Genomic DNA, 14810 nt, shown 5'->3' on the forward strand with positions numbered 1-14810 from the left:
TCTGAGATTCTGCAAGCGGGCCTGGGAGGTGGGCGTGACCGCGTTGGGCGCGCAGAGCGGGCCGACCGCGCTTCGGATCATCCTCGGAGCGCATCTCCGCCGGATGCGGGAGGCAGCAGGTTTCAGCCGGTCGGACGCAGGCTGGGAGATCCGCTCCTCGGAGTCCAAGGTCAGCCGGATGGAGCTCGGCCGCGTCGGCTTCAAGGAACGTGACGTCGACGACCTCCTCGCGTTCTACGGCCTCGACGACGCCGAGGAACGGGAGCGACTGCTCGCGCTGGCCCGCGAGGCGAACAACCCCGGCTGGTGGCACCGATACGGCGACGTCCTGCCGAGCTGGTTCCACTCGTACCTGGATCTCGAGGCCGCTGCCGCCTTGATCCGTACCTACGAGCTGCAGTTCGTCCCGGGGCTGCTCCAGACGGAGGAGTACATTCGCGCCACCGTCCAGCTCGGGCGTGGCGTGATTCCCGCCGAGGAGGTCGACCGGCGAGTCGCGCTACGAGTCCGGCGGCAGACCGTCCTGACCACCTCGAGCCCGGTGCGACTCTGGGCCGTGGTCGACGAGTCGGCGCTGCGGCGGCCGATCGGTGGCGAGAAGGCGCTGGCGGTGCAGATCGAGCACCTGATCGACATGACCGAGCTGCCCAATGTCACGCTTCAGGTGATGCCGTTCACGATCAGCAGTCACTCCGGGTCCGCCGGCGCGTTCACCATCCTCCGTTTCGCGGAGCAGGATCTGCCGGACGTCGTGTACGTCGAGCACCTCACCAGCGCGCTTTACCTGGACAAGGCCGAGGACCTCGATCAGTACACGGAGACAATGGAAGCCCTCTGCATCGCGGCGCCACGGCCGAACAAGACCCGTGATCTGCTCTCCGGCGTCCTCAAAACCATGGGCGCCGCCTCGCGCTCCTTCGCCGTCCCGTGACGGCTCGGGAAACACAAAGGCCCCGCGGGTTTCCGCGGGGCCTCGAAGGAGGACTTGCTCAGGCGGTGCGGATGCGCTGGCGAGCGTTGCGGCGCTTGAGAGCGCGACGTTCGTCCTCGCTCAGACCACCCCAGACACCGTGGTCCTGGCCGGCTTCGAGAGCCCACGCCAGGCACTGCTCACGCACGTCGCAGCGTCGGCACACCTGCTTGGCCTCTTCGATCTGCATGATCGCCGGCCCGGTGTTACCGATGGGGAAGAACAGTTCCGGGTCCTCGTCGAGGCATACGGCCCGGTGGCGCCAATCCATGGCGGATCCCATCTCTCTCAGTAGTTGACGTATGCTGCCGGTTAGGTCTGTACCCGAACAGCGGTGCTGTACTCGTCGGTTCGTGTAGCACGGGGGTTTGGTGCCGCGTCTGTTGTGAACGCATTCACGAACGAGACCATGTTCCCAATCTTGGGGGATCGAAACAAGGGTTATGCAGTTGTCGATCCGATCACAACGCTTCCTTAACACTTCGAACTGGAGCGCGGCGGTTCTCTCCATCCGGTTATCGGACGACGCAGCCCTTCCGCAAGCACCCGTTCACTGCAAGTAACCGTTGCAACCTTCTTTTGGTTACGCACAACCTCAAATCCCTGTAGGGCTGCGGTTGGCGAACCTCTCGAGGACCGTGTACCGAACCGGGCACTAAGCTGGCGAAGTGCCGACCGACTCCCCAGTTGCCGCCGTCCCGAGACCGCTCAAAGTAGCCGCGGCAGTGGTCGCTGTGGAAGGGCTTGTGCTCATCGTTCTCGGAATTGCCGAAGCCTTGACGATTCACAGCTCCCGCCTGGTGCTCGGGCTGACCACGACCGCCTTCTTCATCCTGTACGGCGCCGGTCTCGGTTTCGTCGCCGTACGGGGTCTGTGGAAGGCCAGACGCTGGAGCCGCGGGCCGACAGTGTTCACGCAGCTGATCCAGCTCCTGATCGCGTACAGCGTCTGGAACGGCGGCGCCCGGACCATCGCCGTCGTCCTCGCGGTGCTCGCCGTCGTGATCCTGGTCTGCGTGTTCCAGAAGGCCTCCACCGAGGCCCTGATCGGTGGTGGCTCCAACGACCACCCGGTGCTCTAGCTGCCCTACTCCTTGAGCAGGCCGGCCCGGAGCTCGGTCAGTGTCCGCGCGAGCAGCCGGGAGACGTGCATCTGCGAGATCCCGATCTCCTCGGCGATCTGGGACTGCGTCATGCCGCGGAAGAACCGCAGCGTCAGGATCCGCTTCTCCCGGGTGTCGAGCTGTGCCAGCAGCGGTTTCAGCGACTCCCGGTACTCCACACTCTCCAGCGCCTCGTCCTCGCCTCCGAGGCCGTCCAGGACCGTGGTCGCATCCGTCTCGTTCTGATCGGGAGCGTCCAGGGACAAGGTGTTGTAAGCGTTCGCGGACTCCAGACCCTCGATCACCAGGTCCGGTGAGAGGCCGAGGCGCTCGGACAGTTCGGCCACCGTCGGCGCGCGGCCGAGCTCCTGCGTCAGCTCCGCGGTCGCCGCGGTCAACGACAACCGCAGCTCCTGCAGCCGCCGCGGCACCCGGATCGCCCAGCCCTTGTCCCGGAAGTACCGCTTGATCTCGCCGAGGATCGTCGGGGTCGCGTACGTCGAGAACTCGACGCCACGATCCGAGTCGAACCGGTCGATCGCCTTGATCAACCCGATCGTGGCGACCTGCACGAGGTCGTCGTACGGCTCGCCCCGGTTGCGGAACCGGCGCGCCAGGTGCTCCACCAGCGGCATGTGCAGCGCGACCAGGCCCTCGCGTGCCCCGGCGTACCCCGGAGCTGTCGGACCGGCCGCCATCTGCCGGAAGAACGCGGCCGTCCGGGTCCGCAGATCCGGGGACTCCTGAGTTTCCAGGCCGCTTTCGTCACTCACGCCTTCTCCGTGGCGGTCGCGGTGGCCGTCACAGTGATCGTCAGCCGGCCGTCGACGGTCTCGGCGGCGGCCGACTCCACCAGCGCGGTCAGCACCGTCCAGCCGAACGAGGTGGTGTCGGGCTGCCAGCCGTTGGGTACGACGGCGCTCGTCCGCACCGTCAACTGCGGCGGAGCGATCTCGAAGACGCACTCCAGCACGCCGTCGGCCGACTGCGGCAGCAACAGCGCGCAAGCCTCGTCGACCGCGATCCGCAGGTCGTCGATCGCGTCCAGTGTGAAGTCGTTGCGAGCAGCCAGGTTGCCGACCACAGACCGCGGTACGGCGATGTACGCGCCGTCCGCCGGGATGCTCAGACGGACCTCCGCGGGTCGTCCCATGCTGCTCACGCTGCCTCCCTCGTGTCAGGCGGGCGATCGACCCACCACGCCGTACATCTTCCCCGCTGTGGCGCTCTGATGCACGGCGGGCGGGCCGGACCTGTGGACAAAGGGCCTCAGGGGTGTTCGTGCTCCGAGCGGAGGCGGGAGAGGAATGCCTGGGTACGGGAGTGTTGCGGGTTGCTGATCACGTCCTTCGGCGGGCCTGCCTCGACCACGACGCCGGCGTCCATGAACACGACCGTGTCCGCGACCTCGCGCGCGAACGACATCTCGTGGGTCACCACGATCATCGTCATGCCGTCCAGGGCGAGCTCGCGCATCACCGCGAGCACCTCACCGACCAGCTCGGGGTCGAGCGCCGAGGTCGGCTCGTCGAACAGCATCAGCTTCGGCTGCATCGCCAGCGCCCGCGCGATCGCGATGCGTTGCTGCTGACCGCCGGACAACTGCGCAGGATAGGCGTTGCAGCGATCCGCGAGTCCCACCCGGTCGAGCAGTTTCATCGCCCGCTCCCGGGCGCTCTTCCGCGACTCGCCCCGGACCTGCGTGGGCGCCTCGATGATGTTCTGCAGCGCGGTCATGTGCGGGAACAGGTTGAACCGCTGGAACACCATCCCGATCTCACGCCGCTGCGCCGCGATCTCCTTGTTCTTCAGCCGGTACAGCTTCCCGTCGCGGTCGGCGTACCCCATCAGCTCGCCGTCGACCCAGATCCGGCCGCCGTCGATCGTCTCGAGCTGGTTGACGCACCGCAGGAAGGTCGTCTTGCCGGAGCCGGACGGACCGAGCAGGCAGACCACCTGGCCGCGGTCCACGTCGAGGTCGATGCCCTTCAGCACCTCGTTGTGGTGGAAGGACTTGGTCACGTTCACCGCGTGGACCAGCGGTTGTGCCAGCGGCTGGGCAGGCTCGGCGGCTGCTGCTGCGGTCATCACGCACCTCCCGCGCCGGCCGGACGAGCGGCTCGCGGCGCCTGTGTTCCGAAGCCCCGGCCGAAGTGCCGCTCGAGGAAGTACTGCCCGACCATCAGGACACTCGTCGCGGCCAGGTAGTACAGGGTCGCCGCGACCGCGATCGGGAACGTCTTGTAGTACGTGCTGCCGATCGACTGCAACTGGTAGAACAGCTCGCCGAGGACCGGTACCGCGAGCAGCAGCGAGGTGTCCTTCAGCATCGCGATCGTCTCGTTGCCGGTCGGCGGGACGATGACCCGCATCGCCTGCGGCAGGACGACCCGGCGCATCACCTTGCCGCTGCTCATACCGAGCGCCTGCGCGGCCTCGGCCTGGCCCTTGTCGACACTGAGGATGCCGGCCCGGGCGATCTCGGCCATGTACGCCGCCTCGGACAGGCCGAGCCCGATCACACCGGCGACCAGGCCGGTGAAGATCTGGTTCGCGTCCAGGGTGAAGAACCGCCAGTCGCCGGACAGCCCCAGCCAGTCGATGATCTTCCAGTCGAACGGCACCCCGAACGAGATGCCCTGCTGGAACAGGATGCCCAGCGTGCCCATCGTGAACAGCAGGATGTAGCGCGGGATGCTCCGGAAGAACCAGGTGAACAACCAGGCGACGCCGGACAGGATCGGGTTGTCGGACAGCCGCATCACCGCGAGGATCACGCCGCCGGCCACACCGACCACCATCGACAGCACGGTGACCAGCAAGGTGCCCTTGAGGAAGCCGTTGATCACCGGCTTCTGGTTCATCGCCTGGAAGACGAAGTCCCAGTCGAACGCCTTGTTGGTCACCAGCAGGTGCACCAGCATCGCGGCCAGTACGGCGATGATCGCGATCGCGACCCACCGGCCCGGATGCCGGACCGGCACGGCCTTGATCGGGCCCGGCCGATCGGCGTCCGATGCGGCCGGGCGGGTTGCGGTATCGGTAGTCATGTCAGCTCACGGGTTGACGGCGAAATCGGTGATCGCACCCGAGTCGTTGTTCCACTTGGCCAGCGTGGACTTGTACGTGCCTTCGCTGTCCAGCGACTTCAGCGCCTCGACGATCGCCTGCGCGAACGCGGTCTGCGCCTTCGGGACCACATAGCCGTACGGCGCGGCGTCGTAGATCTCACCGAGCTGCTCGAGCTGGCCGCTGGTCTGCTTGATCGCGTACAGCACGACCGGGGAGTCGGCCAGCATCGCGTCGGCCTTGCCGCCGGCCAGGTCCGCGGTCGCCTGGTCCTGCTTCTCCCGCACCACGAGCTTGATCTCCGGCTTACCGGCCGCCTTGCACTTGGCCTGCCGCTTCGGCATGTCGTCCTCGAGTTGCGTCGTACCCTTCTGCACCGCGATGGTCTTACCGCACGCGTCGTCGGGGTTGACGCCCTTCGGGTTGCCCTTGGCGGTGGCCCACAGCGTGCCGGCGCTGAAGTAGCTGACCATGTTGACCTGCGCCTTGCGCTTGTCGTTGATCGTGAACGACGAGATGCCCATGTCGTACTTGCCGCCCTGGACGCCGGTGATGATGGTGTCGAAGCCGGCCGGCTGCCAGTCCACGGTGACGCCGAACTTCTGGGCCACCGCGTTGAACAGGTCGACGTCCATGCCGACGACGGTCTTGCCGCCCTGCAGGAACTCGTTCGGCGGGTAGCTGGCGTCCACGCCGACGACGATCTTGCCGGCGGACTTGATCTTCGGCGGCAAGGATCCGCTCAGGTCGGGTCCGCTGCTCGACGGCGCACTGGAGGGAGCGCTGGAGGGGGCGCTCGAGGGTGAGGTGGACGAGCCACCTCCGAGAGAGTTCGAACCGCAGCCGGCGGCCGCCAGAACCAGAACGCCGGACAGCGCCAGCGTCCTCCGCACGACAGACATCTGATCCTCCAAAACCGGGCACCGGTCGGCCCGGTGCCATGTGTCCGCATCTTGACACAGCGACCTGCGGACAGCGCACGGACCAACCCCGAACAGAGACCGATTCGTAGCTTGCCCGCCGCAACCCCACCCCTGGTCGCCATCCCGCCACGCACCGTGACGGTGCCGTCAGGGGGTGGGTTCTACGTGGGTCGGGTCGAGGACGCGGCGGAGGAAGGTGCGGGTGCGCTCCTCCTTGGGGTTGCCGATCACCTCGGCGGGCGGTCCCTGCTCGACGATCACGCCCGCGTCCATGAACACCACCCGGTCCGCGACCTCGCGCGCGAACGCCATCTCGTGGGTGACGACGAGCATCGTCATACCGTCGAGCGCGAGCTTGCGCATCACCGTGAGCACGTCGCCGACCAATTCCGGGTCGAGCGCGGACGTCGGCTCGTCGAACAGCATCAGCGCCGGGTCCATCGACAGTGCGCGGGCGATCGCCACCCGCTGCTGCTGGCCGCCGGACAGCTGCATGGGATAGGCGGTCACCTTCTCGTTCAGGCCGACTCGATCGAGGTTGGCCCGGGCGATCTGCTCGGCCTCGGCCTTCCCGCGTTTCAGGACGCTCGTCTGCGCCACCGTGCAGTTGGCCAGCACCGAGAGATGCGGGAACAGGTTGAACTGCTGGAACACCATCCCGATCTGCTGCCGAGCGGCGTCGAGGTGGCAGTCCCGGTCGGTGATGTCCTCGCCGCGGACGAAGACCTCGCCTACCTCCGGTACCTCGAGCAGGTTGACGCACCGCAGCAGGGTCGACTTGCCCGAGCCGGACGGCCCGATCACACAGACCACCTCGCCCTGCTCGACGGTGAAGTCGATACCGCGCAGGACGTGGTTGCTGCCGAACGACTTGTGCAGGTTCTTGATCTCGACCAGTGCCATCAGTGTGCCCTCGCAGCCTTGGCCTCCAGCCAGCGGACCAGCAGGCCGAGCGGCAGGGTGATGACCAGGTAGCAGAAGCCGGCGGTGACGAGCGGGGTCAGGTTCGACTCGGTGTTGGCCAGGTCCCGGCCGAAACCCGTCAGCTCGTACGCCGCCGCGGAGGTGCCGATGATGAAGACCAGCGACGAGTCCTTCACCAGCAGGATCAGGTCGTTGGCCAGTGGCGGCAGCACGATCCGGAACGCCTGCGGCAGCACGATCTTGCGGGTCGCGACGCCGGCGGGCATGCCCAGTGACCGGGCGGCCTCGATCTGCCCCTTCGGAACCGCCTGGATGCCGGCCCGGATCACTTCGGCCATATAGGCGGCGGCGACGATGCCGAGGGCCAGCCACACTGTGCCGTAGGGGTCGAGCGGGATCACCAGGTCGGCGAACGCCAAGGGCAGCAGGCTGAAGGCCACGAACACGACAATCGCCGGCAGTCCGCGGAAGAACTCGATGTAGGCCGTCGCGAACCACCGGTACGGCGCGACCCGGCTGAGCCGCATCAACGCGAGCAGAGTGCCGCCGAGCAGGCCGATGACGAAGGCCCCGGCCGTGTACTCGATGGTCTTCAGGAACGCTCCGGGCAGCCCGCTGGTGAACGCGGACTTCACGAACTCCGGTTTGAAGAAGACGCTGGCGATCTGGCCCCAGTTCGCCGTGAAGGCCGCCACCACGACGATGACGATCAGGACGGCGTACTGGATGCCGCGCGAGCGCTGGGCGCGTTGCCGCGGGCTGAGCCCGCGGCGCTTCTCGACTACCGCGTCGCTGACCGTCACTTCTTCGGCTCCACCCCGAACCACTTCTTGAAGATCTGGTTGTAGGTGCCGTCGGACTTGGCCTTGGCCAGCAGTTCGTTGAACCTGGTCAGCAGCTTGGTGCCGCTGGGGTCGTCCTTCTTGGCCGCGAAGCCGTACTGCTCGCCGGTGTTGAACTCGGCCGTCACCTCGGTGTCCGGGTTGCCCTGGACGAAGTTGTACAGCGCGCCGTTGTCGTTGATGGCGGCGTCGACGCGGCCCGACTTGACGTTGTTGGTCTGCAGGGCGAGATCGTTGAACACCACGACCTCGAAGCCGATCTTCTTCGCCGCCGCCTCGGCGTAGTCCTTGCCCGTGGTGTCGGCCTGGACGCCGACCTTCTTGCCCTTCAGGTCATCGAGCGACTTGTACGGCGCACCCTTCTTCACCAGCAGCACCTGGGTCGCGTCCATGTACGGGTCGCTGATCCCGATCGCGGCCTTGCGCGACGCGTTGATCGTCATGGCGCCCATGCCCATGTCGCACTTCTTGGCCTGGTAGGCGGCGCCCGACGTGACCTGGGCCCACTCGATGCTGATCACTTCCTGCTCCACGCCGAGATCCTTGGCGAGCAGGTCGATCAGATCGACGTCGAAGCCGACCACCTTGGTGCCCTCCTTGTACTCGAAGGGCTTGTACGACAGGTGCGTGCAGACCGTCAGCTTGCCGGGCTTCACCAGAGTGATGCCGGCCGCTTTCGCTTTGTCCTCGCCTCCTCCACCGCTGTCCGAGCCGTTGCCGCAGGCAGAGATCGCGAGCGCGAACACCGCCACCGAGGCAGCGGTTACGGTGAGGCGACTGTTGCGGAGGGTGGAGACGATATTCATCGCTGGTACTCCTCGACACTGGTTGTGGAACGCCGGCCCCGGACAGCACTCGGGCCGGATTCCTCGCATCCTGACACAGCAAGCAGGTACGTGGCGGCTGTCGACTCCCGACGAGACTCGATCGTCACCGTCGCAGGCTCCTGTGGTGGCCCTCACAGAGCAGACCAGTGGGCCTGTGGTTTACTCGTAGGCACGGGTGACCCCCGAGTGGCAACGGCGGTGCTCGACGCACCCGAACGGACCGCCTTGTGCCCCCACTCCTCTGTAGACGCCTGCCCATCCTCGCGGTGGGCCGCTTTGCTTTTCCCGATGAAGGGTCATTCATGGTTGCCGAACTGCTCCCGTCCGAGACCGGCTCCGACCGCGCCGCACCCGATCCGTTCGGCGGCGACCCGGTGTTCGAGCTGCACCTGGGCGGCAAGATCGAGGTGACGTCCTCGGTCAAGGTCACCAACGCCGACGAGCTCTCCCAGGCGTACACCCCCGGCGTCGCCCGGGTCTGCACCGCGATCGCCGAGGACCCGTCGCTGGTCCGGCGCTACACCTGGAAGTCGAACGTGGTCGCGGTCGTCACCGACGGCACCGCGGTCCTCGGCCTCGGCGACATCGGTCCGGCCGCGTCGCTGCCGGTGATGGAGGGCAAGGCCCTGCTGTTCAAGGAGTTCGGCGGCGTCGACTCGGTGCCGATCGCGCTGGACTGCACCGACGTGGACGAGTTCGTCGACACGGTCGCGCGAATGGCGCCGTCGTTCGGTGGGATCAACCTCGAGGACATCTCCGCGCCGCGCTGCTTCGAGATCGAGCGCCGGCTGAAGGAGCGGCTGGACATCCCGGTCTTCCACGACGACCAGCACGGTACGGCGGTCGTCGTACTCGCCGCGCTCCGCAACGCGTTGCGAGTCACCGGGAAGTCGATCTCCGACATCCGCGTGGTGATCTCCGGGGCCGGTGCTGCCGGGGTCGCGTGTGCCCGGATCCTTTTGCAGGCAGGGGTCGGCGACCTCGCGGTGGTCGACAGCAAGGGCGTGCTGCACGAGGACCGTGCCGACCTGAACCCGGTGAAGCTGTCGCTCGCCCGGGACACCAACACCGGCGGGATCTCCGGCCGGCTGGTCGACGCGCTTGCGGGTGCGGACCTGTTCCTCGGCGTCTCCGGCGGGACCGTCCCGGAGGACGCCGTCGCGCAGATGGCCGACGACGCGATGATCTTCGCGCTGGCGAACCCGAACCCCGAGGTGCATCCGGACATCGCGCACCGGCACGCCGCGGTGGTCGCCACCGGTCGCTCCGACTTCCCGAACCAGATCAACAACGTCCTGGCCTTCCCCGGCATCTTCCGCGGCGCCTTCGACGCGAATGCCTCCCGCATCACCGAAGGCATGAAACTCGCCGCCGCCGACGCCCTGGCCGGCCTGATCACCGAGTCGGACCTGCGCCCCGACTACGTCATCCCGTCGCCCTTCGACGAGCGGGTCGCGCCGGCGGTCGCGGCGGCCGTGGCCGCCGCTGCCGTGTCGGACGGGGTCGCCCGGCCCTGAGGTCTCAGGTCCTAGCTGCGGACCACCATGCGCTCCCACCAGTGCGCGGCGCGGTTCAGCATGTCGGCGTCGTGGCCCCCGGACTGCACGTACCCGGTCATCGCCAGCCGTGAGTAGACCGCCGACATCGCGCCGCGCCCGGAGCCGTCGTACCAGCCGTCGCGACGGATCGGGTCGTCGCCGGTGCCCGGGAACGTGGTCCGTTCCAGGTCGAGCCAGGGGAAGTCCGCGGCGACCGGGAGCTGCGTGGCCTCGATGAACCGGTGCGTGTACCGGACCTTCTCCTCCAGCCCGAGCCAGAACAGGCCGGGCGCGAGGACGGACCGCGGGGGAGTACCGCGCCAGTACGCCGCCTGCCAGGCCGACGACTGCGGGACCATGACCAGGCTGTCCCGGACGGCCTGCAACGTCGTACCCATCTGGGCGATCGCGTTGGGTGACCATCCGTAGGTGATCAGGTACGGGTGCTCGCCGGTCTCCTCGCCGATCTGGTACGTCGCACCGTCCAGCGGGAATCCGGCCGGCGCACCGGCGTAGACCAGTTCGGGATCGATCTGGGTGGTGCCGAGCAGGTGCCGGGTCCCGGAGGCAGCGGCATTGTTGTACGCCGTGGCGTGGAACCGGCCGTACCCGAGGGCGAGTGCGCGGACCGCGGCGTACTGGTCCAGCGACAGCATCGCGGGCGCCCAGTGTTCGACGTCCCAGGTACCCATGTTGCCGTCGTCACCGGCCACGAAGTGCGGGAAGGCGCCGACGTACCGGTCGTTGCGGAACAGTTGGACGGCCTCCTGGCGGGTGTACTGGAGGGCCGCCAGGCGGTCCAGGATCGCGCGCGCCGCGGTGTCGGCCGCCTGGATACGCGCCGGGTCGCCGGAGCGCTGCTCGAGGTACCGCGCGTACCCGACCAGCAGTTCGGCGCGCCCGCTCAGGGTCCGGATGTCGCCGCTGCGCAACACCGTGTCCGGGCGGGTTGCGTACAGGTCGAGGAGCGAGGTCAGGTAACTGTCCAGGTTGGCTTGCAGTCGCGCATCGCCTTGCAGATAAGGGCTCCGCAGCATTTGCAGGGCGATATCGGTGTTCATGTGGTTCGGACGTTGCCGCAGGATGTAGTCGAGCAGTTCGTCGGCGGTACGACGCTGATCCGGGTCGCCGGTCACGTCGTAGATCGCCGCCAGCGCGGCGAAGGCGTGCGTCGCACCCTCGAACCCGGGACTGGTGGAAGCACCGTCCGCGGTGATCTGGAGATAGGCGCCGGCGACCTCCGAGGTGGTCGCGGCAGGAGCCGGGGCGGCTGGTCCGATCAGCAGGGCGGCGGTCACGCCCGCGGTCACCAGAGCGCGGAACATCGGTCCTCCTCAGGGGAATTACGGTCAGGGCCGTTAATCGCGGATCAAACCACACCGTCGCCCCGCTGACCAGACCTCGCGGCCCGCGGGCGTGAAGTCGGTAACTGACGTGGTGCGGACCAGCGCCTAGGGTGGTTCGCATGCTTGCTGCTTATGCCGCGAAGTTCGATGCCGACAACCCGATCGCCGCGCTGGAGGTGGGGGAGCGGCCCGATCCGACGGTGCCCGAGGGGTGGGTGACGATCGACGTACGGGCGACTGCGCTCAACCATCACGATCTGTGGTCGTTGAAGGGGGTCGGGCTGGCCGAGCAGAGTCTGCCGATGATCCTCGGGTGCGACGCGGCGGGCGTGGACCCGGACGGGAACGAGGTCGTCGTGCACGCGGTGGTTTCGGACCCGGCGTGGAAGGGCGACGAGACGCTCGACCCGAAGCGGTCGCTGCTGAGCGAGCGGTACCAGGGCACGCTGGCGCAGAAGGTCGCCGTACCGGCGCGGAACGTCGTACCGAAGCCGGCCGGGATGAGTTTCGAGCAGGCTGCGTGCCTGCCGACGGCGTGGCTGACGGCGTACCGGATGTTGTTCACGCAGTCGGGGCTGAAGCCGGGGGACACGGTCCTCGTGCAGGGCGCGGGTGGTGGCGTGGCGACGGCGTTGATCACGCTGGCGCGGGCCGCCGGGATCCGGGTGTGGGCAACCAGCCGGGACGAGGGCAAGCGGGCCAAGGCGGTCGAAATCGGGGCGCACGATGCGTTCGAGTCAGGCGCGCGGCTGCCGGAGAGGGTCGACGCGGTGATGGAGACGGTCGGGCAGGCGACGTGGTCGCACTCGCTCAAGTCGCTGAAGCAAGGCGGCACGCTGGTGATCTCCGGCGCGACCAGCGGTCAGGCGCCGAAGTCCGCCGAGCTGAACCGGATCTTCTTCCTGCAGCTCCGTGTACAGGGCTCGACGATGGGCACCCGGACCGAGCTCGCCGAGCTGGTGCAGTTCATGGCGAACGCCGGCATCTCGCCCCACATCGACACGGTCCTGCCCCTCACCGAGGCCCGCACCGGCTTCGAGAAGATGAATGCGGGCGACGTCTTCGGCAAGATCGTTTTTACTGTCTGAATGCAACCTGAGATCAGGCCGGCCACGGTCGAGGACGCCGAGGCCGGCGCGTGGTGTCATCTGTTGTGCTGGCGGGAGGCGTACGCCGATCTGGTGCCGGCTGATCTCCTGCTCGAGCGGACATCCGACATCGACCGTCGTACCGAGCGCTGGGCGACCCGGCTGGGCGCGGGAGACACGCGCTGGATCGCGCTGAACCCGGATCCAGCTGCTTTGTCGCAGGACCGGGTGGTCGGCTTCGTCGGCACCGGGCCCGGGCGCGACGAGGACGGGCCGGTCCCGTTCGAGCTGGAGGCGATCTACACCCGGCAGGCGTACTGGAAGACCGGCCTCGGCGGCCGGCTGTTCGACGTTGCCGTGGGCAAGCAGCCGGCGTTCCTGTGGGTCTTCGAGGGGAACGAGCGGGCGCTGCGGTTCTACCGCCGGAACGGGTTCGAGCCGGACGGCGTCCGCAAGCACGACCCGTACTTCGACCTGTGGGAGATCCGGCTGGTCCGGAGGTAGTGCCAGCGGCACACCTGTGACACTTAACCGGTGTGACGTTTCACGGCTGAAACATTCGCGTCGCACCGGGGCAACGCGACGGGGTCACTCTGTTCCTACGATCCGCCCGATCGACGAGGAGCGATGAAGCCCATGAGGCCCACTTTGACGGTGATTGTTGACCCGGCCGACAACTGGATGACGAAGGCCGCGTGTGTCGGTCAGGCGCCGTCGTACGACGAGACGGCCAGCTTGTGGGAGCAGCGCAAGGCCCAGGCCATCTGCCTGACGTCGTGCCCGGTGATCGAGGAATGCCGGGAGTGGGCGCGCCGGACCAAGTTCACAGGCACCGCCGCGGGCGAGAAGTTCCTCGCCGGCCGCCGCCGCGGCCGCCCCGGCCCGCAGGAACGCCGTACCCGCCCCATCATCGAAGAGCAGCAGGCCAGCTAGACCTTGACGAGCTCGTCGGCGCGGTCCGCGTCGGCGGGCTCTGCAGAGGTACGCCGGAACGGGGCCAGGATCGTCGGCACCAGCTGCTTGCGGTTGTGGATCGCCGCGCCGACCGCGAGCGCCAGGTAGATCGCGCTGATCACGTAGCGCCCGGTCTGACCCGGTACGGCGAACTGGATCGCGAACAGGCCCAGCAAGGCCCACGCCGCCCACCGGGGGAAGCGCAGGTTCAAGAGGATCGCAAGTCCGAGCAGCGTCTGCGTGGCGGTGAGCAGGAACTCCTCGATCTGCCGGCCGTCCAGGTGCAGCGCGGCACCGCCGCCACCGATCCCGTAGGCGATCGGCAGGCTCCCGATCAGCAGCGTCCACTGGTTCACCTTGGCCGAGATCAGCAGACCCAGTGCCGCGGCGCCCTTGCCCCGCCACGCGAACAGCAGCGCCACGATGAACTCAGGCGCCTCGGACGCCAGCGGAGCCAACCATTGGACCAGCAGGAACTGGTCGATCCCCAGCGCCTGACCGCCCTGGACGAGCGAGTCCGCGAACGGCTCCGCGGCCGCCAGGATCACCCCTGCCGAGACCAGGAACATCGCGGTCACGGTGATCCGGCGCTGGAGCTTCGGCAGTGCGCCGATCGTCGCCGCCGGCCCGATCAGGTCCGGCTCGTCGTCATGCTCCGACGTCGCCGCCCGGTACAGGTAGAACGCGAAGAACGCGAGCAGCAGGATCCCCAGCAGCAGGTGGATCTCGCCGGTCACCGGGATCACGAACGCGACCACGCCGGCGACAGCGAGGAAGCCCAGCTCACGCCGGTACCCGGTCTCCAGCACGAGCGCCTTGACCGAGCGTCCGCTCCGCCGCGAAGCGACGTACAGGCTGATCAGGACGACGCTGGACCAGCCGAGGCCGAGCAGCAGCCGGTTCGATCCGGTCATGTTGGCGGCGGCGTACTGCACGTACTCCGGGTGCGATCCGGCGGTGTGCGCGAAGTAGAGGTCGACCGCGTACTCCGGCAGGACGGCGATGACCGCGAGCAGCGCGATCGCCAGACCGCCGGAGATGTCCATCTCCGCCGCTTCCGCCGCCCAGGCCAGCACGAACGATGCGGCGACCACGGCGAGACCGAAGATCAGGATCGACGCGAGCGCCGGCGGATGGGTGCCGGTGACCCGGAGGGCGACCGCGGGGATCGCCACCAGGAGCAGCAGCAGAACAGGGCGGAGAGCTCGGAACACGCCTTCCAGCCT

17 protein-coding genes are annotated in these 14810 nt (G+C 67.9%); 6 read left to right on the top strand and 11 right to left on the bottom strand.

Going from position 1 to position 14810, the window contains the following annotated elements; translation table 11 throughout:
* Positions 1-34: 34 nt before the first annotated feature.
* The gene (locus EV647_RS26320) at positions 35-931 is read left to right on the top strand and encodes a helix-turn-helix transcriptional regulator (RefSeq protein ID WP_134007285.1); all 897 of its coding nucleotides are present in this window, start codon (positions 35-37) and stop codon (positions 929-931) included.
* 58 nt (positions 932-989) lie between these two features.
* On the opposite strand, the gene EV647_RS26325 is transcribed toward EV647_RS26320, so the two are convergent.
* On the bottom strand, positions 990-1241 hold the full coding sequence (locus EV647_RS26325; RefSeq protein WP_130383822.1) for a WhiB family transcriptional regulator: 252 nt from the start codon (positions 1239-1241) through the stop codon (positions 990-992).
* Positions 1242-1716: 475 nt separating this feature from the next.
* Here EV647_RS26325 and EV647_RS26330 point away from each other — a divergent pair, with 475 nt between their 5' ends.
* Positions 1717-2052, top strand: coding sequence for a hypothetical protein (locus EV647_RS26330; RefSeq protein WP_134007287.1), 336 nt, complete (start codon positions 1717-1719; stop codon positions 2050-2052).
* A 5-nt stretch (positions 2053-2057) separates the two neighbouring features.
* Here EV647_RS26330 and EV647_RS26335 read toward each other — a convergent pair whose 3' ends face one another.
* From EV647_RS26335 to EV647_RS26370, 8 genes are all read right to left on the bottom strand, one after another.
* Complete coding sequence (locus tag EV647_RS26335; protein ID WP_134007289.1) at positions 2058-2846, bottom strand: RNA polymerase sigma factor SigF; 789 nt, start codon at positions 2844-2846, stop codon at positions 2058-2060.
* Complete coding sequence (locus EV647_RS26340; RefSeq protein ID WP_238156859.1) at positions 2843-3226, bottom strand: anti-sigma regulatory factor; 384 nt, start codon at positions 3224-3226, stop codon at positions 2843-2845. Before EV647_RS26340 ends, EV647_RS26335 begins: the two co-directional genes overlap by 4 nt.
* 116 nt (positions 3227-3342) lie before the next feature.
* Positions 3343-4161, bottom strand: coding sequence for an amino acid ABC transporter ATP-binding protein (locus EV647_RS26345; RefSeq protein WP_134007291.1), 819 nt, complete (start codon positions 4159-4161; stop codon positions 3343-3345).
* Positions 4161-5123: an amino acid ABC transporter permease gene (locus tag EV647_RS26350; RefSeq protein ID WP_134007293.1), complete on the bottom strand. Its 963-nt coding sequence runs from the start codon at positions 5121-5123 to the stop codon at positions 4161-4163. The genes EV647_RS26345 and EV647_RS26350 overlap by 1 nt, the downstream gene beginning before the upstream one ends.
* A 6-nt stretch (positions 5124-5129) precedes the next feature.
* Entirely contained in the window at positions 5130-6044 is a 915-nt protein-coding gene (locus EV647_RS26355; RefSeq protein WP_134007295.1) for an ABC transporter substrate-binding protein, read from the bottom strand.
* A gap of 168 nt (positions 6045-6212) precedes the next feature.
* Positions 6213-6968, bottom strand: coding sequence for an amino acid ABC transporter ATP-binding protein (locus EV647_RS26360; RefSeq protein WP_134007296.1), 756 nt, complete (start codon positions 6966-6968; stop codon positions 6213-6215).
* On the bottom strand, positions 6968-7792 hold the full coding sequence (locus tag EV647_RS26365; RefSeq protein ID WP_134007298.1) for an amino acid ABC transporter permease: 825 nt from the start codon (positions 7790-7792) through the stop codon (positions 6968-6970). The genes EV647_RS26360 and EV647_RS26365 overlap by 1 nt, the downstream gene beginning before the upstream one ends.
* A complete protein-coding gene (locus EV647_RS26370; RefSeq protein ID WP_134007300.1) occupies positions 7789-8637 on the bottom strand; it encodes an ABC transporter substrate-binding protein in 849 nt (282 codons plus the stop codon). Before EV647_RS26370 ends, EV647_RS26365 begins: the two co-directional genes overlap by 4 nt.
* 323 nt (positions 8638-8960) lie before the next feature.
* Here EV647_RS26370 and EV647_RS26375 point away from each other — a divergent pair, with 323 nt between their 5' ends.
* The gene (locus tag EV647_RS26375) at positions 8961-10175 is read left to right on the top strand and encodes an NADP-dependent malic enzyme (protein ID WP_134007302.1); all 1215 of its coding nucleotides are present in this window, start codon (positions 8961-8963) and stop codon (positions 10173-10175) included.
* Between the two features lie 11 nt (positions 10176-10186).
* Here the strand turns inward: EV647_RS26375 and EV647_RS26380 are convergent, their stop codons facing one another.
* Complete coding sequence (locus EV647_RS26380; protein WP_134007304.1) at positions 10187-11521, bottom strand: hypothetical protein; 1335 nt, start codon at positions 11519-11521, stop codon at positions 10187-10189.
* A gap of 140 nt (positions 11522-11661) precedes the next feature.
* Here EV647_RS26380 and EV647_RS26385 point away from each other — a divergent pair, with 140 nt between their 5' ends.
* The 3 genes from EV647_RS26385 to EV647_RS26395 all read left to right on the top strand — a co-directional run bounded on the left by EV647_RS26385 (position 11662) and on the right by EV647_RS26395 (position 13563).
* Positions 11662-12630, top strand: coding sequence for a zinc-binding dehydrogenase (locus EV647_RS26385; protein WP_134007306.1), 969 nt, complete (start codon positions 11662-11664; stop codon positions 12628-12630).
* Positions 12631-13134, top strand: coding sequence for a GNAT family N-acetyltransferase (locus EV647_RS26390; protein ID WP_134007308.1), 504 nt, complete (start codon positions 12631-12633; stop codon positions 13132-13134).
* A 132-nt stretch (positions 13135-13266) separates the two neighbouring features.
* Positions 13267-13563 (top strand): WhiB family transcriptional regulator, encoded by a 297-nt coding sequence (locus EV647_RS26395; RefSeq protein ID WP_134007310.1) that lies wholly within the window; start codon positions 13267-13269, stop codon positions 13561-13563.
* Here the strand turns inward: EV647_RS26395 and EV647_RS26400 are convergent.
* Positions 13560-14798, bottom strand: coding sequence for a sodium:proton exchanger (locus EV647_RS26400; RefSeq protein WP_134007312.1), 1239 nt, complete (start codon positions 14796-14798; stop codon positions 13560-13562). The genes EV647_RS26395 and EV647_RS26400 overlap by 4 nt on opposite strands.
* Positions 14799-14810: the final 12 nt, after the last annotated feature.

Origin of the sequence: Kribbella sp. VKM Ac-2566 (genome assembly GCF_004366005.1) — a bacterium.
GTDB lineage: Bacteria > Actinomycetota > Actinomycetes > Propionibacteriales > Kribbellaceae > Kribbella > Kribbella pratensis.

Excerpts from the sequence above, each read along its gene's own strand:
- EV647_RS26385 (WP_134007306.1), top strand. The coding sequence starts at position 11,662 with ATGCTTGCTGCTTATGCCGCGAAGTTCGATGCCGACAACCCGATCGCC.
- EV647_RS26340 (WP_238156859.1), bottom strand. The coding sequence starts at position 3,226 with ATGGGACGACCCGCGGAGGTCCGTCTGAGCATCCCGGCGGACGGCGCG.
- EV647_RS26390 (WP_134007308.1), top strand. The coding sequence starts at position 12,631 with ATGCAACCTGAGATCAGGCCGGCCACGGTCGAGGACGCCGAGGCCGGC.
- EV647_RS26375 (WP_134007302.1), top strand. The coding sequence starts at position 8,961 with ATGGTTGCCGAACTGCTCCCGTCCGAGACCGGCTCCGACCGCGCCGCA.
- EV647_RS26345 (WP_134007291.1), bottom strand. The coding sequence starts at position 4,161 with ATGACCGCAGCAGCAGCCGCCGAGCCTGCCCAGCCGCTGGCACAACCG.
- EV647_RS26350 (WP_134007293.1), bottom strand. The coding sequence starts at position 5,123 with ATGACTACCGATACCGCAACCCGCCCGGCCGCATCGGACGCCGATCGG.
- EV647_RS26355 (WP_134007295.1), bottom strand. The coding sequence starts at position 6,044 with ATGTCTGTCGTGCGGAGGACGCTGGCGCTGTCCGGCGTTCTGGTTCTG.
- EV647_RS26380 (WP_134007304.1), bottom strand. The coding sequence starts at position 11,521 with ATGTTCCGCGCTCTGGTGACCGCGGGCGTGACCGCCGCCCTGCTGATC.
- EV647_RS26370 (WP_134007300.1), bottom strand. The coding sequence starts at position 8,637 with ATGAATATCGTCTCCACCCTCCGCAACAGTCGCCTCACCGTAACCGCT.
- EV647_RS26360 (WP_134007296.1), bottom strand. The coding sequence starts at position 6,968 with ATGGCACTGGTCGAGATCAAGAACCTGCACAAGTCGTTCGGCAGCAAC.
- EV647_RS26395 (WP_134007310.1), top strand. The coding sequence starts at position 13,267 with ATGAGGCCCACTTTGACGGTGATTGTTGACCCGGCCGACAACTGGATG.
- EV647_RS26325 (WP_130383822.1), bottom strand. The coding sequence starts at position 1,241 with ATGGATTGGCGCCACCGGGCCGTATGCCTCGACGAGGACCCGGAACTG.